The 22,944-nt window shown below is 29.5% G+C and carries 19 protein-coding genes and 1 other annotated feature; of the genes, 8 read left to right on the plus strand and 11 right to left on the minus strand.

Annotated elements, in window-relative coordinates:
- Positions 1–6: 6 nt before the first annotated feature.
- Positions 7–939 (minus strand): ABC transporter permease, encoded by a 933-nt coding sequence (locus B3J31_RS01100; RefSeq protein WP_346866745.1) that lies wholly within the window; start codon positions 937–939, stop codon positions 7–9.
- Positions 940–1,997: 1,058 nt separating this feature from the next.
- Here B3J31_RS01100 and B3J31_RS01105 point away from each other — a divergent pair.
- Genes B3J31_RS01105 through dapB form a run of 3 tightly spaced genes read left to right on the plus strand, consistent with a single transcriptional unit; the run spans position 1,998 to position 4,665 of the window.
- Positions 1,998–2,999, plus strand: a complete 1,002-nt coding sequence (locus tag B3J31_RS01105; protein WP_346866746.1) for an aspartate-semialdehyde dehydrogenase — start codon at positions 1,998–2,000, stop codon at positions 2,997–2,999.
- A gap of 25 nt (positions 3,000–3,024) precedes the next feature.
- Entirely contained in the window at positions 3,025–3,903 is an 879-nt protein-coding gene (gene dapA / locus B3J31_RS01110; RefSeq protein WP_346866747.1) for a 4-hydroxy-tetrahydrodipicolinate synthase, read from the plus strand.
- 12 nt (positions 3,904–3,915) lie between these two features.
- Positions 3,916–4,665, plus strand: a complete 750-nt coding sequence (gene dapB, locus B3J31_RS01115) for a 4-hydroxy-tetrahydrodipicolinate reductase (protein WP_346866748.1) — start codon at positions 3,916–3,918, stop codon at positions 4,663–4,665.
- An 87-nt stretch (positions 4,666–4,752) separates the two neighbouring features.
- On the opposite strand, the gene B3J31_RS01120 is transcribed toward dapB, so the two are convergent.
- Positions 4,753–5,901: a pyridoxal phosphate-dependent aminotransferase gene (locus B3J31_RS01120; protein WP_346866749.1), complete on the minus strand. Its 1,149-nt coding sequence runs from the start codon at positions 5,899–5,901 to the stop codon at positions 4,753–4,755.
- Positions 5,902–5,920: 19 nt separating this feature from the next.
- Positions 5,921–6,460 carry a cob(I)yrinic acid a,c-diamide adenosyltransferase gene (locus tag B3J31_RS01125; RefSeq protein ID WP_150846031.1) on the minus strand — a complete coding sequence of 180 codons (540 nt, stop codon included), beginning with the start codon at positions 6,458–6,460 and terminating at the stop codon, positions 5,921–5,923.
- Positions 6,461–6,684: 224 nt separating this feature from the next.
- Here B3J31_RS01125 and dapD point away from each other — a divergent pair, with 224 nt between their 5' ends.
- Positions 6,685–7,395, plus strand: coding sequence for a 2,3,4,5-tetrahydropyridine-2,6-dicarboxylate N-acetyltransferase (dapD, locus tag B3J31_RS01130; RefSeq protein WP_035133067.1), 711 nt, complete (start codon positions 6,685–6,687; stop codon positions 7,393–7,395).
- 74 nt (positions 7,396–7,469) lie between these two features.
- Here the strand turns inward: dapD and B3J31_RS01135 are convergent, their stop codons facing one another.
- The gene (locus B3J31_RS01135; protein WP_150846033.1) at positions 7,470–8,204 is read right to left on the minus strand and encodes a single-stranded DNA-binding protein; all 735 of its coding nucleotides are present in this window, start codon (positions 8,202–8,204) and stop codon (positions 7,470–7,472) included.
- 223 nt (positions 8,205–8,427) lie between these two features.
- On the minus strand, positions 8,428–9,192 hold the full coding sequence (gene pdaB / locus B3J31_RS01140) for a polysaccharide deacetylase family sporulation protein PdaB (protein WP_346866750.1): 765 nt from the start codon (positions 9,190–9,192) through the stop codon (positions 8,428–8,430).
- A 164-nt stretch (positions 9,193–9,356) separates the two neighbouring features.
- On the opposite strand from pdaB, the gene B3J31_RS01145 reads away from it, so the two are divergent.
- Positions 9,357–9,881 (plus strand): DUF4364 family protein, encoded by a 525-nt coding sequence (locus tag B3J31_RS01145; RefSeq protein WP_150846035.1) that lies wholly within the window; start codon positions 9,357–9,359, stop codon positions 9,879–9,881.
- 49 nt (positions 9,882–9,930) lie between these two features.
- Here B3J31_RS01145 and B3J31_RS01150 read toward each other — a convergent pair whose 3' ends face one another.
- The 3 genes from B3J31_RS01150 to B3J31_RS01160 form a co-directional block, all read right to left on the minus strand.
- The gene (locus B3J31_RS01150) at positions 9,931–10,815 is read right to left on the minus strand and encodes a YncE family protein (protein ID WP_346866751.1); all 885 of its coding nucleotides are present in this window, start codon (positions 10,813–10,815) and stop codon (positions 9,931–9,933) included.
- 81 nt (positions 10,816–10,896) lie between these two features.
- A complete protein-coding gene (locus B3J31_RS01155; RefSeq protein ID WP_346866752.1) occupies positions 10,897–12,204 on the minus strand; it encodes a folylpolyglutamate synthase/dihydrofolate synthase family protein in 1,308 nt (435 codons plus the stop codon).
- A 208-nt stretch (positions 12,205–12,412) separates the two neighbouring features.
- Entirely contained in the window at positions 12,413–15,055 is a 2,643-nt protein-coding gene (locus B3J31_RS01160; protein ID WP_346866753.1) for a valine--tRNA ligase, read from the minus strand.
- Between the two features lie 199 nt (positions 15,056–15,254).
- Positions 15,255–15,472, minus strand: a binding site (T-box leader).
- A gap of 164 nt (positions 15,473–15,636) precedes the next feature.
- Here B3J31_RS01160 and B3J31_RS01165 point away from each other — a divergent pair.
- Positions 15,637–15,996, plus strand: coding sequence for a hypothetical protein (locus B3J31_RS01165; RefSeq protein ID WP_346866754.1), 360 nt, complete (start codon positions 15,637–15,639; stop codon positions 15,994–15,996).
- A 115-nt stretch (positions 15,997–16,111) separates the two neighbouring features.
- On the opposite strand, the gene B3J31_RS01170 is transcribed toward B3J31_RS01165, so the two are convergent.
- The 3 genes from B3J31_RS01170 to B3J31_RS01180 are packed head-to-tail and all read right to left on the minus strand — an operon-like array spanning position 16,112 to position 19,489.
- Positions 16,112–17,299: a transglutaminase-like domain-containing protein gene (locus B3J31_RS01170; protein ID WP_346866755.1), complete on the minus strand. Its 1,188-nt coding sequence runs from the start codon at positions 17,297–17,299 to the stop codon at positions 16,112–16,114.
- A 41-nt stretch (positions 17,300–17,340) separates the two neighbouring features.
- Complete coding sequence (gene recX / locus B3J31_RS01175) at positions 17,341–18,204, minus strand: recombination regulator RecX (protein WP_346866756.1); 864 nt, start codon at positions 18,202–18,204, stop codon at positions 17,341–17,343.
- A 37-nt stretch (positions 18,205–18,241) separates the two neighbouring features.
- On the minus strand, positions 18,242–19,489 hold the full coding sequence (locus B3J31_RS01180; RefSeq protein ID WP_346866757.1) for a pitrilysin family protein: 1,248 nt from the start codon (positions 19,487–19,489) through the stop codon (positions 18,242–18,244).
- A 248-nt stretch (positions 19,490–19,737) separates the two neighbouring features.
- Here B3J31_RS01180 and B3J31_RS01185 point away from each other — a divergent pair, with 248 nt between their 5' ends.
- Positions 19,738–21,306 (plus strand): DEAD/DEAH box helicase, encoded by a 1,569-nt coding sequence (locus tag B3J31_RS01185; protein WP_346866758.1) that lies wholly within the window; start codon positions 19,738–19,740, stop codon positions 21,304–21,306.
- A 133-nt stretch (positions 21,307–21,439) separates the two neighbouring features.
- A complete protein-coding gene (locus B3J31_RS01190; RefSeq protein ID WP_346866759.1) occupies positions 21,440–22,882 on the plus strand; it encodes a WG repeat-containing protein in 1,443 nt (480 codons plus the stop codon).
- Positions 22,883–22,944 lie beyond the last annotated feature (62 nt).

The raw sequence follows: 22,944 nt of genomic DNA on the forward strand, positions 1-22,944 counted from the left end.
TCCCTCCTAACGCTTTCCGCTTGATACTCTTATTCTTGGGTCAACTAATCCATAGATTATATCAACTAAGAATAATGCAACTATAAATAATGCTGATACAAATATTGATTGTCCCATTATCATAGTATAATCTCTATCAGTAATTGCTGATACGAAATATTGTCCAAGTCCCGGTATTGAAAATATACTTTCAACTACGAAGGAACCTGTAAATATACCAGCAACTTGTGGTCCTAGAAGGGTAATAGCTGGTAAAATAGCATTTCTTATAACATGTTTAAATACTAAACTAACATTAGAAACCCCTTTAGCCTTAGCTGTTATTATATAATCTTGTCCAATAACATCCAAACAGTTAGCTCTCATATATCTTGCATAAGTAGCTATAGGAGCTAAACTTAATGCTATGGTAGGCAATATAGTATGCTTAAACTCGCCCCACCCTGTTGTTGGCAACCATGTTAATTTAACTGTGAAGAAGAATTGTAGTAGTGATGCTACAACAAAACTTGGTACAGATATACCAACTATAGCTATGAACATTACTAAATAATCTGGCCATTTTCCTCTTTTAAATGCTGCTACAATACCTAATAAGATACCTATTGTAACTCCCAGTATAAGACCTTGTCCTCCAATTCTTGCTGAAATAGGTGCATGTCTCATAATAGTCTCTGTAATATCTCTTCCCGGAGATGCTAGAGATTGTCCTAAATCTCCTTTCACCGCATTTTTAACGAATAATCCATATTGAGTTAAAAGTGGCTTATCTAATCCATATTTAGCATAGTAGTTAGCTTTTATTTGCTCTGGAAGTTTTCTCGCTGCAACCGCAAGTGGATCTCCAGGCATAGCATGGATAAGCATAAATGTTATTGATGATGCAATGAATAATGTCAATAACATATATCCAAATCTTTTTAGAGTAAATTTAAACATCGTCATCCCTCCATTTTTAAGTAAAAATATGCAATAAAATCCCCATCTACTGCATTTCCCCCAACATTAACCTTTTTCTACCTTAAGCACAATGAGACATTATTAGAAATTACATCTCACCGATAGACTCCTATAAATGAAATGTAAATATTTAAGACACCCTTAAGCTTACTAATGATATCGTATACAAAGTCGTTGTTTTATAATTTGCAACATTATGTATTATGATATTATAAAAACTTTAGCACTTTTTATTCTTTTTTGTCTCATATCAACTTTTAAAATGTAATGCATTATTTTCCCTTACTAACACCTCCCACACTAATAATAAAATCTAGTAAGGCTTCATTCCTTTAACATTACTAAAACACACTTAAGATGCTACTATGAAATTAGCAAAAATGATTTATTTAAATAGTTAGTTCCTTTTAAATATTTTGACAATTGCCGCAATATCAAAGCCACTGCCTTTTCAAAAGTAACACTAAGAAATTAATTCTCAGTATTTTAATCATTCATACATATTTCATAGATAATATGTGGTTATGTATTTTAGTAGTTATAATTGTTAAAAGTATGAAAATAAAAATAATAATAAATTCATTTTTTATAATATTAACACAGGGTTCTGTAAGTTGTCAAACTATTTTAATACATAATTTGTTCTTAAGATTACAAATTGCAACAAAATGTTAGATAATATATTAAATTTATATTTTTAAATCTTCTATATACCTTCATATTTTTACATATTTAAACAAATGTATCTTTTTATTTAAAATATTATCTTGTGAATTTTTAATATGATTCTTTTATATCTAAAATCTTATTATCCATTCTTTAAATTGACCTAACACTTCTCTACTTTCATCCTCCCCTTAACAATCTGGATTTAATAATATCTACATCCATTGTATTATGCTTTTAATTCCATTGACATCTCTGGTATATATCTCTGCTATAATAAAATTTTATATATAAATTTAATAAAGTTATATAACTTTATCTACTTAAGTTATATAATGTATTATAAATATAAGTTAAGTGAGGTGGTATTTTTGAAATACAATGTTGCTATAGTCGGGGCTACCGGAATGGTGGGAAGACAATTCATAAATATTTTAGCTGAAAGAAATTTTCCCATAGAAAATTTATATCTTTTTTCATCTGCCAGGTCTGCTGGAACTTCTATACACTTTAATGGAAAAGATATATTGGTAGAAGAACTTAAGAAAGAAAATATAATTAGCAAAAAAATTGATTTAGCTCTTTTTTCAGCTGGTGGAGATGTCAGCTTAGAATTTGCTCCTATATTTGCAAAGCACAATACCGTAGTTATAGATAATAGTAGTGCCTGGAGAATGGATCCTAAAGTTCCTCTAGTAGTTCCTGAGGTTAATGGTGAAGATATTAAATGGCATAATGGTATTATTGCTAATCCTAACTGTTCTACTATTCAAGCAATGGTTGCTCTTAAACCTCTTGATATTAAATATGGAATAAAAAGAGTTGTATACTCAACTTATCAAGCTGTATCCGGTGCTGGAGTTCAAGGGTTTAATGATCTAAAGGATGGAGTATCTAATGTTCCTCCTAAGAAATTTCAATATCCTATAGCCTATAATGTAATACCTCAAATTGATGTATTCTTAGATAATGGTTATACAAAGGAAGAAATGAAGATGATAAATGAAACACATAAAATTCTTCATAATGATCAAATCAAGGTTACTGCTACCACAGTAAGGGTACCTGTATTCCATGGTCATAGCGAAAGTATTAACGTAGAATTGGAAAACACTTTTGAATTGGATGATATTTTTGACTTATTTAAAACTTTACCTGGAATTACTGTAATGGATGATATAAAAAATAATATTTATCCTATGCCTGTAGATATAGAAGGTCAGGATGACGTTTATATTGGAAGAATCAGACGTGATTTTAGTGTTGATAATGGTGTTAACCTATGGGTTGTTGCTGATAATATTAGAAAAGGTGCTGCCCTTAATGCAGTGCAAATCGCAGAAGTTTTCATAAAAGAAAATTTAATAAAATAAATATAATGATTTAAGAGGTGTATATATGAGTATTTTTAAAGGTTCTGGTGTTGCAATTGTAACTCCATTTAGCAAAGATGGTGTAGACTTTCCTAAATTAAAAGAATTATTAGAATGGCATATTGAAAGTGGAACTGATGCTATCATAGTATGTGGTACAACTGGAGAAGCATCTACTATGACAGAAGCTGAGAGAAAAGATACTATAAAATTCACTGTAGATACAGTTAATAAAAGAATCCCTGTTATAGCTGGTACTGGTAGTAATAACACCATGGCTTCTGTTAAAATGAGCATCTACGCTGAGTCTGTTGGTGTAGATGGACTTTTAGTAATTAACCCTTACTACAATAAGACTTCGGCAAAAGGTTTAATTGCTCATTTTAAAACTATTGCTGAAGCTGTTAATACTCCTATAGTAGTATATAATGTACCATCTAGAACTGGCATGAATATTTCACCAAAGGCTCTCCATGAACTTTGTCAACTAGATAATATTGTTGCTGTAAAGGAAGCTAGTGGAAATATAAGCCAAATTGCAGAAATAAAATATCTCTGTGGAGATAAATTAGATATATATTCTGGAAACGATAATGAAATTTTACCAACTCTTGCTATAGGCGGACTTGGAATAATATCAGTTATTGCAAATATTGTACCTAAAGATGTTCATAATATATGTGAATTATTCTTTAATGGAGAAATAAGAGCATCTCAAGAGTTGTTTTTAAAAACCATCCCTTTAACTAATGCATGTTTCTGTGAAACAAACCCTATTCCTATAAAAACTGCCTTAAATCTTATGGGCAGAAGTGTTGGAAACTTAAGACTTCCATTAGTTGATATGGATGATAATAATTTAGTGACTTTGAAAGAAGCTCTAAAAAACTACCACTTATTATAAAGGAGACTATACATGGTAAAGATTTTATTAGTTGGATGTAACGGAAAAATGGGTCATATGATTTCAAAGGTAGCTTCTACTTCTGACACATTAAATATTCAAGCTGGAGTAGATATGAATACAGAATCTAATTTTAATTACTCTATTTATGATTCCATAGATAAAGTAACAGAAGAAGTAGATGTAATTCTGGACTTCTCACGACCTTCAAGTTTAGACTCTATATCAAAATATGCTTTAGCTCACTCATTACCAGTAGTATTTTGCACTACTGGCTATACGGAAGAACAAATAGTTCATATTAAGAATCTACAAAATTCAATTCCTGTGTTCTATTCTGCTAATATGTCTATAGGAATTAATATAGTAAATAATTTATTAAAATCTATTAGCAATAAACTATATACAGATTTTGATATTGAGATAATAGAAAAACATCACAATCAAAAGGTAGATGCTCCGAGTGGTACTGCACTACTTCTTGCAAATACTATAAAGGACTCTATAGAAGACGAAACAACCTTCAAATATGGTAGAGAAGGAATCTCTAAAAGAGAACACAAGGAAATAGGAATTCATGCAATTCGTGGTGGAAATATTATAGGTGACCATGAAGTTATATTTGCTGGTATGGGTGAAGTAATTGAAATTAAACACTCAGCTATTTCAAGAGAAGTATTCGCTGTAGGTGCTTTAAAGGCTTGTGAATATGTCCATAACAAACCAAAAGGCATATATTCTATGGACGATGTAGTTAAATAGCAAATCAATTTTAGTTCAAATAAAAAGTGTTATGAAATCTATATTTTCATAACACTTTTATTTAATATTTATCCTTTATATTTCATCTTAGTTAAGCTTTATCTGATTTAACCACTGTTCCATTAAATCTAAAGATAATTTTAAATCTTCCATGCTGTAGCAATAAGAAATTCTAACATAACCTTCTCCACCTTTTCCAAATGCAGTTCCTGGTACTACTGCTACCTTAGTATCCTCAAGCAGCTTATCACAAAAATCTTCACTACTAAATCCAAAGGATTTTATACACGGAAATATATAAAATGCTCCCTCTGGTCTTATAACTTCAAGTCCCATAGAAACTAGTCTATGATAGACATAATCCCTTCTTATCTTTAAATCTGATTTTATATGTTCTATATGGTACATAGACTTCCTAAGCCCTTCTAAAGCTCCATATTGACCAATAGACGGTGCACATGACACATTGTATTGATGAACCTTTATTATGCTATTTAATATCCATTCCGCAGCACATACATATCCTATTCTAATTCCTGTCATGGAAAACATTTTTGAAAATCCACCTATAAGTATAAGTTTATCTTTTAACTTTCCATACTGTGATATAGAGTTAAATTCTCCAAATACAATAGAGCTATAAATTTCATCACTTACAATTAATATATCTTTATCTTTTAATATATTAAATAATCTATCACATTGATCCTTGGTCAAAAGTTGTCCTGTAGGATTTGATGGATAAGACACTACTATTACCTTAGGACATTCTTTCTCTATGACTCTCTCCAATTGCTCCATATCTATAGATAAATCTTCCTTAACACTATAATTTATTACCTCTCCACCAAGAATCTTAACACAATTTTCATAGGCAGGATATGCAATGGAAGGTATTAGAACTTTATCTCCTGGATTTAATATTCCAGTAAAAGTAGATAATAATCCTTCACTTCCTCCTACAGTTACACATATTTCTTTACTGGAGAAACTTATATTTAAAGATTTTAGATACTTAGAAATTTCTTCTCTTAACTCTTCTATCCCAGCATTAGGTGTATAAGTAGTCCTATCTTCATCAAGGGACTTTTTCATAGCCTCTTTTATTTCACCAGGTATTTTAAAATCTGGCTCACCTAGAGTTAGTGATATAGCACCTTCTATCTTAGCAACCTTATTATAAAATTTCCTTATTCCTGATATCTCTATATTGTCTATATTACTTGACAACCTCATAATTTATACCTTATACTCCTTAGAATTCTATTCCTCTTCTTGCTGGAACCCCTTCATTAAAGTAGTGTTTAAGATCCTTCATCTCAGTAACTAAATTAGCTCTTTGCATTATTGATTCTGGCACATTTCTACCTGTCATTATAAGTTCTACATCCTCTGGTTTTTTATCTATCAATTCTATTAATTGTTTTTCTGTAATTAACCCATTAGATAAAGTTCCCATTATTTCATCCATTATCAATATATCACAATTTCCTTCTTCCAACTGTTTTATACAAAACTTATACGCTTCTTGAATATCCTCTTTTAGCTCTAACTTTTCTTCATCATTTAATGTCCAGAAAAATCCTCTAGGTCTTTCAAATCTATGAATAGTAAAATATGGAGCCATAAGTTTAGCTGACTCTAATTCTCCTGTTGCATCACTTTTTAAAAACTGAACCATACATACTCTATATTTATTTCCAGCAGCTCTAGTTGCAAGCCCCACTGCTGCTGTAGTTTTTCCTTTTCCGTTTCCAGTATATATTTGAATATATCCTTTGTTTAAGTTTCCCATATATTTACCTCCTAGGTCTACTTTTTTAATTTTATTATATCATTTACAAATAAAATATTCCATTATATATGATTTTTATGATATAACTATAGATATACTATATTGATAAATTAAATATACTAAGTATTATATTCAAAAATATCTTATTTATTTATAATTATTGTTGAGTTTTTTAGGATAATATATAAATGAATATATATTACTTGTCGAAAGGAGTTAGAGGTATGGAATATAATTTTACTGATCCATATGAAATTGCTAGATTTATAAAGGAGTCAAAGAAATCAACCCCTGTGAAAGCTTATGTTAAAGGTGATCTAAAGGATTGTAACTTTGAAAATGTAGACTGTTTTGGCGAAGGCAGCTTTTATGTTTTATTTGGCGATAGCGCTGATATAAATGATTTTTTAGATGCAAATAAAGAAAAAATACATAACTACAGGCTTGAATCTGATAGAAGAAACTCAGCTATACCTATGCTTGATACAAGAAGTATAAATGCTAGAATTGAGCCAGGTGCAATAATCCGTGATAGAGTATCTATTGGAAATAATGCTGTTATTATGATGGGTGCTGTTATCAACATAGGTGCTGAAATCGGTGATGAAACTATGGTAGATATGAATGCTGTTGTAGGTGCTAGAGGAAAGCTTGGTAAAGGGGTCCACCTTGGAGCTGGAGCAGTAGTTGCTGGAGTTTTAGAACCACCTAGCAAGTCTCCATGTGAAATTGGTGACCATGTACTTATAGGAGCTAATGCAGTAATCTTAGAAGGTGTAAAAATAGGAAATCATTCAGTAGTAGCTGCTGGTGCTATCGTTACAACAGATGTACCTGAAAATGTAGTTGTGGCCGGCTCTCCAGCTAAAATAATTAAACATGTAGATGATAAAACTAAGAGTAAAACTGAAATCTTAGCTGATCTAAGAAAATAATAAATTATAAAATAACAACCCAAAAGCTATCATGAAGGACTTCTTCATGATAGCTTTTTGGTTGATTTATCTCATTAAATAACTTCTTTCTCTTCATTATCATTTAAATTTGTTTCTTGTATATTGTTACTCTCATCTGTAGATGGATCATTGTCCACTTTTCCTATAATAGTTACATTATCTCTATTTTCGTCAGTAACTCTTTCCATTTTAGAGATTGAAACTTCATAGGCAATTTTTTTAACTACTTCTGTATCTGAAACTTTCTTTTGATATTCCCTACTTTGTAATCTTCCCCAAATTCTAATGTTATCCCCTACTTCTAAACTCTTACAAAATCTAGAGTTCCTTCCCCAAGCGATAGTAGGAATGTAATCTGATTTATTGTACAATCTATTAACAGCTAATAACATATCTGCTATTTCTCTGCCAAATGGTGTTGTTCTGTAAACGGGTGCCTTGCAAATATATCCATCTAAGAAAATTTGATTTGGATTTTTTCCTCTTTCTTCGAGTTGGCGAATATCTCTTGCAAATACAGTTAATATAAGTCTATTGGCACCATCTACAAACTTGTTATAGGATCTAAGCTGTCCATCTATTACAAGCTCACTTCCAATACTTACATCAATTCCTGCAATTAATCTTTCTGATACTGTAATTACTAATATGTCAGAAGTATCACTAAGTCTTGAAACCTCAAATTCAAAATTGTAAAATCCCTCTCCATACATTTCGTGGCTAAACTCTAAATCTGAGATAACTTTTCCCTCTAAGTAAATTTTGTTATTAAAAATATTATTATCCATGGTAACCCCTCTTTCCCTTGGTTTTTTAGTAAAATTTACTATAATTTATATTCATAAAAAATAAAAATATAACTATTTATAGTAAAAATCAAATATTTTTCTTATAGTTGTATTTACATTACCCCCGTGAATTAATTATAGAATAATTGTCTAAATTTTACAACATTTAATTTTCAAAAATTCACATTTTTTAGTCTTATAATTAAAATATGCAATAATTTTGTCAATTTTCATTTAGTATTTGTTTCCCTGAATGATCTAGATAATAATTATCACTATATATTAAGTTAGACACTGTAATGAATTCATAACCCATAGCTTGGTACTTTTCAATTATTTTCGGCAAATTTTCTGTGGTGTACTTTCCGTCATTATGAAATAGTAGTATAGAGCCTTCCCTTGCCTTTGATACTATTCTTTCATATTCTATATCTGCTCCATTAGCCTTCCAGTCAACACTATCAACATCCCACTGTATTGCCTTTAACCCTGTACTTTGTATAGCATCTACTGAATCATCATTATATGAGCCTGATGGAAACCTGAATGTCTTAGGCATTTCTCCAGTCAAATTTAATATTTTAGCATTAGCTATTTCTAAATCCTTAATTATGCTCTCCTTTGTCATATTTGTATAATCAGGATGTTTATTAGAATGATTTCCTATTTCATGTCCTCTCTTTGAAATTTCTATTACTTTGTCTGGATAATCATCACACCATAATCCGATAATATAAAATGTGGCCTTTACATTATATTTATCGAGGACATCTAGAATTTCATTAGTTTTATCATCACCCCAATTAACATCAAAGGTTATAGCCATTTTCTTTTCTTTTGTATCTACTGAATAAATAGGTATCTTTCTACCTGTTGGAATAAAGGTCTCCTTATAAAATACACGTCCCATAATACTTATACACACTATTAATATTAACAATGCTAAATAAGTTGTTATTTTTATTTTAATTCTATTAGATCTATCCATATTCCTCCTTTACTTATAAACATACTTTCTATAAAATTATATTCATAATCAGTTATTATATGCTATACTATAGCATGTAAACTTAATTCATATTTAATAAATATGTGTTATAATTTAATATAATAAATATGTATAAAAGTACATGGTTTAAAGGAGGTTACTTTATGTTTGATAATTCTTTGAACTTAGCAGAAAACAAGCTTCTACTGTTGCATATAATAGATAAAGTTGATTTACCTATATCAAACATACAACTTACAGAAATTGTCCTTGAAAATAATTTTATAAATTATTTTACACTGCAAGAATATATAGATGATTTAATCTCGTCTCAACTAATAAATAAAGTTAATTATAAAGATAAAGATAGATTAGTAATATCAAGTAAAGGTAAAGAAGTCCTATCTTTATTTAAAAATAGATTATCTAAGGATAGTTTAAGTAAATTAAATTCTTATATAGATGGGAAAATGAATCTTATAAAAAAAGAGGCTACAATATCAGCTGATTACACCATTGAAAATTCCAATAGCTATGTAGTTAGCCTAGGTGCTTCTGAAAATAATATCCCTCTCATGGAAATTAAGGTAACAGTGGCATCAAATAAACAAGCCAGAGAGTTATGTTCCAAATGGAAAGCTAACCCCTCTGACTTATACACTAAGATTATTAAAGTTTTAACTGAGTAATTTTTATTAAGCTCATTATAAATCTACCCTTAGTATTTTCATAAATATTTTAATCTATAATCATCCCTGTAGGCTGGCCCTTTAATGGGATGATTAATTTTTCATGATTATCATTTTTATTAATCCTCATTATCAAATCATTGTAGCTATCGCCTACGTAAATATACCTTTCATCGCAAATTATTCCTCTAGGCATACCACCAATTCTTATACTCTTTATATTTATAAAATTTATAATATCAATAATAGATATAGTTCCATCACCATAGTTAGATACATAGCAATACTTTTCATCGCAATACATATCAAAAGGACAATTTCCCACTGATAATCTATGTATTACTTTATGATTTTTGCTTGATATAACACTTACACACCCCTTATCCAAGCTGCCTGCACTACTTTCACAAACAAGAATATAATCCCCATTCAAAGTAAATAACGCTTTTGTTGGTGCTTGACCTACCTTTATGTTTTTAATGTCACTACCATATAAGGAATCAAATACAGTGATTGTATCGTCACCATTATTAGCTACAACTATTTCATTGCTGTGATTACAACAATCAATACTATGTGGAGAGTCTCCACAAGGAATAATCTCTATTATTTCTTTTTTATTCAAATCAAAAGTTACTACATTATTTGAGTCTCCACAAATAATATATAAATGATTTCCCAAGGCACAGATATCTCTACAGTTTCTTCCTAAATAATGGCTATAGGATTTTAAATCCTTCAAATTAACTATAGATACTGAACCATCGTAACAATTTGAAGTGAATAATTGATCCCCTTGTATACATAATCCATGAGGACCTACTTTATTTTCATTAACTCCTTCTAACTTTATAACATCTTCTAATGCAAACTTCTCTATACCAATTTTGTTAATGCTATCTTGAGTTGTATTACAAATATATAAGTACCTCATTGGAATCCCTCCTCACATTATACTATGAAGGAACCTTCCATTATGCTACGAAAAATTTGTTACACCATAAATATATTATATTTAAAAATTATGATTTCTTATTATCTTCCTCATATCTCCCACCATATAAAGAGAACCAGATATGACTAGTAAAGTATCCTCATCGCAATATGAAAGTGCTTTAATGTAAGCTTCTTCATAATCCATAATAGCTTCACACTCTTTATTGCAAATATTAATTTTCTCCTTTAAATCTTCACATAGCTCAGCTCTCTCACTATGAGGAGTTACAGCTATAATTTTTTCTGCTTTAGGACATATTATATTTATCATTTCATCTACTTGCTTATCTGCTAAAATTCCTATTATTAACACTAGTTTTTTATATTTAAAATAAATTTCTATACTTTCAGTTAACTTCCTTATACCATCAATATTATGAGCACCATCAATTACCACTAAAGGGTTTTTTCTCATAATTTCTAATCTGCCTGGCCATTTAACTTGAGATAAACCATTTGTTATACTTTCCTTTGTAATATTAACTCCAAGATCTATTAAAGTTTCACAAACATTTATAACAACATTACAATTTTGAATCTGATAAGTTCCTAAAAGAGATAATTTAACATTATAACTATCTCTTTCTGTTATAATGTTTAAATATTGAACCACTGTATTTTCCTTATACTCTCCTACTTTAACTAAAGATGCATTTTCTCTTTTCACTTTTATAAGTGGTGAATTTTTCTCTTTACAAATGTTCTCTATGACTTTAGTGACTTTATCTTCCTGTGGATATAAAACTACTGGAGTATTATTTTTAATAATTCCACCCTTTTCATAAGCAATTTCCTCTAAGGTATTTCCTAAAATATTCATATGATCATAGCTTATAGATCCAATTACAGATAAAATTGGCTCTATAACATTAGTAGAGTCTAGTCTTCCTCCAAGTCCTACCTCTACAACAACAAAATCAGCCTTCATTTTATAAAAATATAAAAATCCTGCACAAGTTATTATCTCAAACTCAGTAGGGTTACCATAACCTAAAGTAGTTACTTCTTTAACAGCCATTGAAACTTCTGTAACTATCCTAGCTAAATCTTCCTTGGGAATATTCTTATTATTTATCTGAATACGCTCTTCAAACTCTTCAATATAAGGAGATATATAGCATCCTACTTTGTACCCACTATGTATTAATATCTTTGTAATCATAGCTGTGGTTGAACCTTTACCATTAGTTCCTGCCACATGAATAGTTTTAATCTTCCTATGTGGATCTCCAAGGAGTTCTAGTATCTTTTCTGTTCTTTCCAAGCCCAGTTTACTTCCAAACTTAGCAGTATCCTTTATATAGTTAATAGCTTCAGTATAATTCATAATAACCCTCCTGAATTCTAATTTCATAACCTATTTTACCTCATTACATATCCATACTCAACTATATCACACTAGTAATTATCAACATTAAAAAGGATATCTCCAAAGTATAAGACTATAAATAAAACATATAGTCTATACACTTTTAGATATCCTTCTATTTATTAATATTAAAATGTATTTTTATATATACATTCTTAAATGTTTTTTATTGTAACTTTTCTATACTTTCTAATACGGAATTATACATTTCTTTGTACTTTTCACCCTTAGCTTTTTCCTCTTCAACAACCTCAGCTGGAGCTTTAGAAACAAATCTTTCATTAGCAAGTTTTTTCTCTACTCTTTCAATTTCTCCTTGTAATTTAGCTTTTTCTTTGTTTAATCTTTCAAGTTCTTTCTCTACATCTACTAACTCTAAAAGTGGCATGTAAATCTCGGCGCCCTTTGAAACTACAGATACTATATTTTCTGGTGCTTCTTCTTTAGCCTTTAAGATTATAACTTCACTAGCAGATGCTAATTTTTCAAAGTAAACTTTCCCTTCCTTGAAAGCTTCTGCTGCTTCAGTTGCATATATATATGTTTTAGCCTTTCTTGAAGGTGGTACATTCATTTCTGTTCTAGCATTTCTTGTATTTCTTATGGCATCTATAATATAGTTCATATATTCTTCTGCTTTGAAATCTTCTAAATCAGCTTCAAACTCTGGCCATTTAGCAATTGTAATAGATTCACTTTCTTTAGTTAAGTGAGTATAAATCTCTTCTGTGATATATGGCATTACTGGATGAAGTAATTTTAATCCTGAAACTAAAACTTTATTGAGAACATTTAAAGCTATTCCTTTAACTTCTTCATTATCACTATATAGAGACGGTTTAGCAATTTCTATATACCAATCACAGAATTCAGTCCACATAAAGTCATGAACCTTTTGAAGTGCAATACCAATTTCATATTTTTCTATATTCTCTGTAACTTCTTTAACTATATTGTTAAGTCTTGATAATATCCATCTGTCGGCTATAGAATAGTTTTTACAGTCTTTATATTTCTCTATAAGAGCTTCATCATTGTACATCATAACAAATCTTGATGCATTCCAAATCTTATTAGCAAAATTTCTTGCTGCCTCAACTCTTGATTCATAGAATCTTATATCACTTCCCGGAGCATTACCAGTAACAAGGGAAAATCTTAGAGCATCTGCTCCATAATTTTCTATAACTTCTAGTGGGTCAACACCGTTATCTAAAGACTTAGACATCTTTCTACCTTGATCATCTCTAACCATCCCATGGAAAAACACTGTTTTAAATGGTACTTCATCCATGTTATACAAACCTGAAAATATCATTCTTGCAACCCAGAAGAATATAATATCTCCACCAGTAACTAATGTGCTTGTTGGGTAAAAATATTTTAAATCCTCTGTATCACCAGGCCAACCTAAAGTTGAGAATGGCCATAATGCTGAACTAAACCAAGTATCTAAAACATCCTTATCTTGCTCTAGATTTGTAGAGCTACACTTACTACAATGAGCTGGCGCTTCTGTTTCAACTATTATCTCTCCACAATCTTTACAGTACCAAACTGGAATTCTATGTCCCCACCATAATTGTCTTGAAATACACCAATCTTGAATATTTTCCATCCAGTTATAATAGATTTTTTCAAATCTTTCTGGAATGAATTTTATATCTTTTTCTTTTACAGTTTTAATTGCTGGTGCTGCAAGAGTATCCATTTTTACATACCATTGCTTAGATAGCATTGGCTCAATAGTACATCCACATCTATCATGAGTTCCTACGTTATGACTATGATCTTTAATCTTAACTAAATATCCTTGTTCTTCCAAATCTTTTATAATAAGCTTTCGAGCTTCATATCTCTCAAGTCCTGAATACTTTCCATAACCTTCAGATATAGTTCCATTTTCCTCCAAAACTACAACTTCATCTAAGTTATGCCTCTTACCTACTTGATAATCATTAGGGTCATGAGCTGGAGTTATCTTAACACAACCTGTTCCAAATTCCATATCTACATAGTCATCGGCAACAACTTGAATTTCTCTATTCACTAATGGTAACCTAAGTTTCTTACCAACTAGGTGAGCATATCTTTCATCCTTAGGATTAACTGCTACTGCAGTATCTCCAAGTAAAGTTTCCGGCCTTGTTGTAGCAATTTCAACTACTTCATCACTACCTATTACAGGGTAATTTATGTGCCAGAAATGTCCTCCTTGCTCTTCATATTCAATCTCCGCATCTGAGATAGCAGTCATACATTTAGGACACCAGTTTGTAATTCTATTTCCTTGATATATAAGACCATCTTTGTATAATTTAACAAAAACTTCTCTAACAGCCTTACTTAAATTTTCATCCATAGTAAAAGCTTCTCTTGTAAAATCAGCAGAACAACCCATTTTTTTAAGTTGAGTTTTAATTCTATCTCTATATTCCTCTGTCCATTCCCAAACCTTTTCTAAAAATGCCTCTCTACCAATTTCCTTCTTTTTAATTCCTTTTGCAAGTAAAGCTTTTTCAACTCTTACTTCAGTAGCTATACTTGCATGGTCCTCTCCTGGAAGCCATAATGTGCTATACCCTTGCATTCTCTTAGTTCTTATAAGTATATCTTGAAGAGTGTTATCTAAAGCATGACCAAGGTGCAGTTGTCCTGTGATATTCGGTGGTGGCATTATTACTGTATATGGCTTTTTATTTTTATCTACTTGTGGAGTAAAAAATCCACTTTCTTCCCACCACTTATATAGTCTTTCTTCAAACTCTTTAGGATCATAATTCTTTGCTATATTGTTATTTTCATCCATTGTTATTACCTGCCCTTCTATATGTTTTTATTTTTTACTTTTGATTACTTGTTCTAACAATTACAGTTCTTAGTATCTATAATGTACAAAACCTTAACTAAACTATTACACAGAAATTAGCATTACATTTATTAATATACTTAATACTAGGGTAATTTAATAGATTAGTATAAAATTAATAAAAAAAAGCGCTATCACCCCAAAGGACGACAGCGCGCGTTACCACCTTTATTTCTCAAAATTACTTTTAAGACTCTCTTAATTTTAACGATGAGGAACCACCGTCTCTAGCTACTTAATTTCGCTAAAGCAACTCCGAAGCTACCTTCAAAATACTTCCTATAGAAAACCTTTCAGCCCATGGATTTTCCTCTCTTAATATTTCATATTCTTACTCCTCTTCATCACAGTCAATTTATTATGTATTATATATATTTCTCTTTTATAATATTATATACAATACAACTCTTTTGTCAATACAAATTTTAAAATATAATTTACATAAATTTATAAATGTTATAGTATATTTTAGAACAAAATGGAAAATATTAAGATAAAGTACTAATTAGGAGGTCTTTTCCTTGAATTATTTTGCACAAGGTAATGATTTATATAAACTTAAGGACTATAAAAATGCTATTGATATGTATAAAAAATCTGCAGAGTTAAAGGAATATGAAGCACCTTCACTTTATAATTCTGCTGTATGTTTTATTAAACTAAAAAACTATAAGGCTGCAATACCTCTTATTCATAGAGCTTTGAATCTACGAAAAGAAAGTAAATATTATTTCAACCTTGCTTATTGTCATGTAATGATGGATGAAAATAAAAAGGCCCTAAATTATTTTAATACTGCATGGTCCATAGATAATACGGATACTGAATGTGAAAAGGCCATAAGTTTCATACTTTCTAAGTATAAAAAAACAAGCATATAAGCTTGTTTTTTTATATTTAACTATTATTTTAATTTCATAATACAAACTTTATAATATAAAAGTTATATAAATCTAATATAAAAGACTAATTAAAACTTAAGTTTTAATTAAATTTTTACTTCCATTCTCCTGCGATTTTTCTATTTCTATGCTCTGAATTAAAGGTATCATTATCAAAATAATTCCCTGCATTATAAAAAGTTGAATCCACATTTACCCATTTATCCATTTCCTTTATATACACTTCATTCCATGAGTGACTAACCCAAGACATTCCATTATAACCTTCTCCTACAATTAGTCTTACTGGTATATCATTTGCTTTACACATTGCAACATATAAACATGCATAGTCAAAGCAAACACCTTTTCCTGTATTAAAAGTATTTATGGCTCCAGAATTAATCTCTGTAGGTATGGGATTATTCATAACTTCTGTAGCCTTATCATCATCATAAATTATAGCATTCCCTATCCATTCATATAAAGATCTTGCTTTATCATAATCGTTATCATACTTACTAGTTATACTTAATGCAGTATTGTCTATGATCTCATTAGATCTTATTCCCTCATCTAATGTTACTCCATTATAAAAAACTACCCCTTGAAGATATCCATTTACATCATCTACTATATTATTTTTCTCATCTACTACTTTAAATGAATTCTCTAATATATTGGGGAAACTTTTAGCTATCTCTGAATCCGTAACAGGCTCTATAATCTTTTTATTAATATAACTATATATGGTAGATGAATTTAATTTACTATCTAGCTTTGGATTATTTAAAAAAATTGATGCATAGCTAAGTAATGCTGATAATATTATCATATAGCATATAGCCTTAGGAATTTGAAATATTCCTCCTAATAAAGCTCTAGTACCTCTACCTGTATTTCTAATACTTGTATCAATGGCATCTGAAGCTGGATATAAAGTAGCCCTGCTGATAAACTCTATAAGGGCTTTAAATATCTGATAAATAATTAAGAATGTAAACAATAGTATAATTGCATTAAATAGCTTAGATTTAGTAATAAGATAAGCAAAGGATGGAGAAATCTTTGAGGATATATATTCAACTAATCCATACTTATCTAATGCAAACACATTTTTCACCACCACAGTAGTTAATATTATTGAACAAACCATTGCCATAGAAGTTAATACACCCTTAATTGTAACCACCATGCTTTTACTTTTCAATTTAAATACAATGCCCATTATTACAGGATATACAAATGCTATAACCAATACTAATGAAACAATATTTATATTATACTCCTCTAAAAATTCCATTCTATCCCTCCTTTTCTCTCCTGTTAGATTTTCTTCTAGATTTAATAATAGGAATCTTCACCTTTAATAATCTTGTTTAATACAGTTTTGATATCGCTGTAATTATAACCCTTTCTTAAAAGGAAATCCTGTAATTTTTTCTTTATTTTAATTGCATCCTCTTCTGATTTGCTAAGGCGTTCATATCTTTTTTCTGCAATACTGAGAAGTTCATCCCATTGATTTTCCTTAACCTGATTATAACCATCTGACCTAAAGGCTTCTATATTTTCTTTTTCCTTGATTTCTAATTTATTTACTACTGATTTAATAGTATCAAAATTATATCCCTTAGATATTAAAAAAGTATTAAGTTTACTTTTTATTTTTACTATATTGCCTTCATTTTTACATAGCACCCTAAGTTTTTTTTCTGCTAGCTTTAAAGCCACTGTTTCTTCATCCATAGAAGAAATTTCATTCAATATGTTATTTATCATTTCCTCAGATATACCCTTTTTTATAAGTTTATATCTAATGTTTCCTTTGCCTTCTATTTTAATATTTTGTGTTACAAAAGCTTTTGCATAATATTCATCATCAATAAATTTATATTCCTTTAGAAATTCTAAAACTCTGTCTATGACACTATCTTCATATTCCTTCTTTTGTAGAAATTCTCTCACTTGAAACTCACTCTTTAGAGCTCTCTCAATATACTTTAATGCCTTTGTCTTTGCTGTAAGAAAATTATCTTCAACTATAACCTTCTTTAGTTCTTCAATATTAATTTCTTTTCCCTTAGATAAATTATGATAATATACTAATTCACTGCTACATCCAAAGGCAAATTCACCATTTATAAATATATTGACTCTGTTATCCTTTTTCTTTTGGGCTTCAATCTTAGTAATTATTTTACTCACTGTTCTTCCTTCCCATCATCTATAGAAATTTTATACCTTACTCCCTATCACATAGAAGCACATGAATTGTAGGCTTATTTAGTACCTTCTTAGCTACTTCATATAAATCTTGAGCTACTATATAATTCAAATTATCCATATCTTCATTAAATTGATATAAATTATCCTCTTCCATAGCCTGATGTACTACATAATTTCCTAAATCTGTTGAATCCTCTAAAGTAGAAGCTATAGCAGTCTTAAACACCTTTTTCATTAAATTTATAGTATTACCATCAAATACAATTATTTCCTCTTTAATTTTTTCTATACAATTATTTATGGTTTCTATAGTTGCATCAACATCCTCTGGCGCTACTGCTGCATAGATATATAAAGTTTTCAAGTTGTTTGTTAAGTCAAGACTTGTATAAATATCATAAGCAAGTCCCCTATCTTCTCTAAGTTCTCTAAATAATATAGAATTAGAACTCTCTCCAAACTTGTGATTTAATATTCTTAAAGCTAACTCTTCCTTCTTAGTTAGGTCATTAAAGGTATATAAATATATTATTGTACTCTGCTCCATATTATCTCTATGAGTAATCTTAATTTTGTCTTTATTTTTTTCAAAATTTAAAATAGGCTTATTTACTTCTTTTCTTTTCCACTGACTAAAATATTTTTTAACTAACTCTATTACATATTCATGTTCATAAGATGATACCACTGTTATCACTGTATTATTAGAAACATAGTGATTATTATAATATCTTATTAAATCTTCTCTACTAATTGACTTTACAATCTCTTCTTTTCCTATTACATCAATCTTCAATGGACTATGAGTAAATGCCATATCATTTATTTTTTGAAAAGATAAATCTTCTACATCATCCTTACCACTTCTTAATTCTGCTAATATTACTCCTCTTTCCTTCTCAATGTGTTCCTCTAAAAAAGTAGGATGTTGAAGTAAGTCACTAATCAATTCTAAACTTACATCTAATTCTTCGTTTAAAGTAGTAGTATTAAAAACAGTGGACATATAATCTGTATAAGCATTATACTCTCCACCTAAATTTTCTAAATCACTATTTAATTTTTCATTATCTCTATTTACAGTTCCCTTAAAAAGCATATGCTCTATGAAATGAGATATACCACGTTCTTGTTTTTCTTCACAAACAGCTCCAACCATAACTCCTATATTTAAAGAAGCTATTTGGGTTTCTTTTTTTATAGTTATTAACCTAAGTCCATTTTCCAAATATGTTTCCATTGTATCAAATAAAAATTTTTTCATATATTCTCCTTAATTTAAAATATCTATATATAATTATACCTATAATTCTAATTATATCTACACATAATATAATATATGATTTTCTATAAATGTAATAGAGTTTTATATTTCCACCTGCATAATTATTATCTATTTCATTATACTTAAGAATAAATACTTAGGGATAAAATTTCAGTTTACAATTGCTATTATGGATTTACTATGTTACTATTAGATGTATTTAAAGAAAAAAGAGAAGAGGAATATGAATGATAAAAACTAAATTTGAAGAACTTGGACTTAAGGATTCCATATTAAAGTCTATAAATGACTTAAACTTTGAAAATCCTAGTGATATACAAGAGAAAAGCATTCCTGTAAGTTTACAAGGTTACGATATAATAGGTCAAGCGCAAACAGGAACTGGTAAAACCCTTGCCTTTGGAGCACCTATTCTTAGCAACATGGGTCCTAAGGGTGGAGCTATCCAAACCTTAATATTAGCTCCAACAAGAGAGTTAGCTATTCAGGTTAGCGAAGAACTTTTAAAATTGTGTAAGTATGAAAAGTATAAAATCCTACCAATCTATGGTGGTCAATCCTTTGACAGACAACTTGCTGCTCTAAAAAGAGGAGTAGATATTGTAGTTGGGACTCCTGGAAGAATATTAGATCACATTAACAGAAGAACATTAAAACTTCAAAATGTTAAATTCTTAGTTTTAGACGAAGCTGATGAAATGTTAAACATGGGATTTATTGAGGATATTGAAAGTATCCTATCTAACTTAAATGAGGAAAGACAAACGCTTTTATTCTCTGCTACAATGCCAAGACCAATAAAAAACCTATCTAAAAATTACATGAAACCTGATGCTCAACATATTGTAATAGCTAAAAAATCCATGACTGTATCCAAAATACAACAATCATACTTTTTAGTTAACTCATCTAATAAATTTGATTCACTTTGTAGAATTTTAGACGTAGATAATCCAACTACAACAATAATGTTCTGTAAAACTAAAAAAGGTGTAGATGAATTAGTTGATGCTTTACATGGTAAAGGCTATAGTGTTGAAGGTATGCACGGAGATATGAAACAAAGCCAAAGAATGAACACATTATCTAAATTTAAGAGCGGACAACTACATTTCCTTGTAGCTACTGATGTTGCAGCTCGTGGAATTGATGTTGAAGATGTTACTCATGTTATTAACTATGACTTGCCACAAGATATAGAATCTTATGTGCATAGAATAGGAAGAACTGGAAGAGCCAATAAAGAAGGTATTGCTTATAGCTTTGCTTCAAGAAAAGAAGTTTCTTTTATAAGACAAATAGAAAATCATACTAAAAGTAAAATAGCAAAAAAAGACATTCCTACTTTAGCTGATATATTCTCTGCTAAATCTGGAAGCTTAATAGAGAATATTGGGAATGTATTACAAGAAGACTCATACAGTACCTTCTTACCAATGGCTAAAGAATTAATAAATGAGTATGGTGGTGAAGACGTTACTGCTTCTTTACTTAAACTAATGTTTGATAAAGAATTAAATTGTAACTATGCTGAAGAATCTGTAGATGTAGATGATACAACAAGATTATTCTTATCTATAGGTAAACTCGACAAGGCTAGAGCTAAAGATGTTATTGAATTTTTAGATAACACTGCAGGTGTTAAAGGTAAAGAAATTGGAAGAATTGATATCCTTGATAAATTCTCCTTTGTTGATGTACCTAGCAATCTTGTAAATATAATATTAGAGAATTCTAAAGGAAAAATGTTTGGTAAAAGAAAAGTAAACATTGAAATATCTAATAAAAGAAAATAGATTCACATCTAATATATAGCCAAAATGCGGTATTTTACATAATACTGCATTTTTTATTTTTTGCTTGAATCTGGTATACTTATAGAAAATACAATGTTAAAATATAGTAAATAATATTTTTAAAGGAGGATATATGAAAATTTTAAATAAAATTCTATTAATAGTATTATTTATTACCTGTGTTGTTCTATGTGGATGTAATAACAATAGTAAATATGAAGAAGCCTACTCTTTCACTGATGACCTAGCAGCAGTGAAACTTAGAGGTCTTTGGGGATTTATTGATACAGAAGAAAATCTAGTTATAACTCCAACCTATGAAGAAGCACATTCATTTTATAACAATATAGCCCCTGTAAAAAAAGATGGATTTTGGGGTGCTATTGATAAAAAAAATAATGTGATAATTCCTTTTGATTATGAAGAAGCTACTATTGTATCTGATACTCTCATTTCTGTTAAAAAGAACAGTAAGTATGGTTGTATAGACTTTAAAAACAATATAGTAGTTGATTTCGTATCTGAAACCCCAATTTCAATATATAATTGTGGAGAGGAAAATATAGCCATTATAACAGAAAATAATTACCAAGGCTTTATAGTTTTAAATACTAATTTAAAGGTAGAGCCCAAGTATACTGCCATAATGCCTAACAATTCTATAGTTCATCTTGAAAGTAACGGAAAATTTGGTTTTGTAAATCTAGAAAGTAAAACTATAGTAGAACCTAAATATTCTTATTACTTAAGCTTCAATGATGATTTAGCTCCTGTAGATATAGATGGAAAGTTTGGTTATATAAATACTAAAGATGAAATGATAATTAAACCTATTTACGATGGGGCTGATTCATTTATTAATGGACTAGCTACAGTATATCTTGATGGTAAGACTGGATGTATAGACAAGAATGGTGATGTTGTAATTCCATTTAAATATGATTATATAAACTCCTTTTGGGAAAGTGATGTTTTGGTAGCTTCCTTAGATAACAAGGTTGCTCTTATGAATACTAAAGGAGAATTTCTCTTTGAACCTAAGTTTGAATATATTCAATTAGGTTCTGAAGATAATATGTTTGCTGCTAGCTATGTAGATGAAGATGGTAACCGTAAGAATGTATTTATAAATAAACAAGGTAAAATTATACTTACCACAGACTATACTGAAATTTATCCATTCTATGATGGTTTTGCTACTATTTATAAGTCAAGGAAATGTGGTATCTTAGCTTCTAATGGAATTGAAGTAGTTCCTCCTATTTATGATGAGGTTTATAGTATTGATTCATCTAGAAATATATTTCAAGTATACCTAAATGGTAAATGGGGGCTTATAGATAAAACCCAAAAGGAAATTTTAAAGTGCCAATATGATATTATTAACCCCTACAATGAAAATATCTTTTTAGTAAGTAAAGATAATAAATGGGGGCTTTTCAACAAATCCTCTAATAAATTTACAGATACCATATATGATGAAATCACTCCTTCTTTTGGGGATACAGCTCCTATATCTGTAAGATTAGATAATCAATGGTTTTATATTAATGAAGATGGTAATAAACTAAAGTAACTTTTAAATCATAGTTATATGAAATATTTTATAATTACACTAATACTTTAAAGAATATATAA

The sequence above is a fragment of the Clostridium sp. UBA5988 genome (assembly GCF_002435615.1).
Lineage (GTDB): Bacteria > Bacillota > Clostridia > Clostridiales > Clostridiaceae > Clostridium_J > Clostridium_J sulfidigenes.

Bases quoted from the DNA above. Each gene is read 5' to 3' on its own strand.
- dapB (WP_346866748.1), top strand. From the start codon at position 3,916: ATGGTAAAGATTTTATTAGTTGGATGTAACGGAAAAATGGGTCATATG.
- dapD (WP_035133067.1), top strand. From the start codon at position 6,685: ATGGAATATAATTTTACTGATCCATATGAAATTGCTAGATTTATAAAG.
- pdaB (WP_346866750.1), bottom strand. From the start codon at position 9,192: ATGGATAGATCTAATAGAATTAAAATAAAAATAACAACTTATTTAGCA.
- B3J31_RS01180 (WP_346866757.1), bottom strand. From the start codon at position 19,489: ATGAAAAAATTTTTATTTGATACAATGGAAACATATTTGGAAAATGGA.
- B3J31_RS01145 (WP_150846035.1), top strand. From the start codon at position 9,357: ATGTTTGATAATTCTTTGAACTTAGCAGAAAACAAGCTTCTACTGTTG.
- B3J31_RS01150 (WP_346866751.1), bottom strand. From the start codon at position 10,815: ATGAGGTACTTATATATTTGTAATACAACTCAAGATAGCATTAACAAA.
- B3J31_RS01190 (WP_346866759.1), top strand. From the start codon at position 21,440: ATGAAAATTTTAAATAAAATTCTATTAATAGTATTATTTATTACCTGT.
- B3J31_RS01160 (WP_346866753.1), bottom strand. From the start codon at position 15,055: ATGGATGAAAATAACAATATAGCAAAGAATTATGATCCTAAAGAGTTT.
- B3J31_RS01100 (WP_346866745.1), bottom strand. From the start codon at position 939: ATGTTTAAATTTACTCTAAAAAGATTTGGATATATGTTATTGACATTA.
- B3J31_RS01155 (WP_346866752.1), bottom strand. From the start codon at position 12,204: ATGAATTATACTGAAGCTATTAACTATATAAAGGATACTGCTAAGTTT.
- B3J31_RS01125 (WP_150846031.1), bottom strand. From the start codon at position 6,460: ATGGGAAACTTAAACAAAGGATATATTCAAATATATACTGGAAACGGA.
- B3J31_RS01170 (WP_346866755.1), bottom strand. From the start codon at position 17,299: ATGGAATTTTTAGAGGAGTATAATATAAATATTGTTTCATTAGTATTG.
- B3J31_RS01185 (WP_346866758.1), top strand. From the start codon at position 19,738: ATGATAAAAACTAAATTTGAAGAACTTGGACTTAAGGATTCCATATTA.
- dapA (WP_346866747.1), top strand. From the start codon at position 3,025: ATGAGTATTTTTAAAGGTTCTGGTGTTGCAATTGTAACTCCATTTAGC.
- B3J31_RS01120 (WP_346866749.1), bottom strand. From the start codon at position 5,901: ATGAGGTTGTCAAGTAATATAGACAATATAGAGATATCAGGAATAAGG.
- B3J31_RS01135 (WP_150846033.1), bottom strand. From the start codon at position 8,204: ATGGATAATAATATTTTTAATAACAAAATTTACTTAGAGGGAAAAGTT.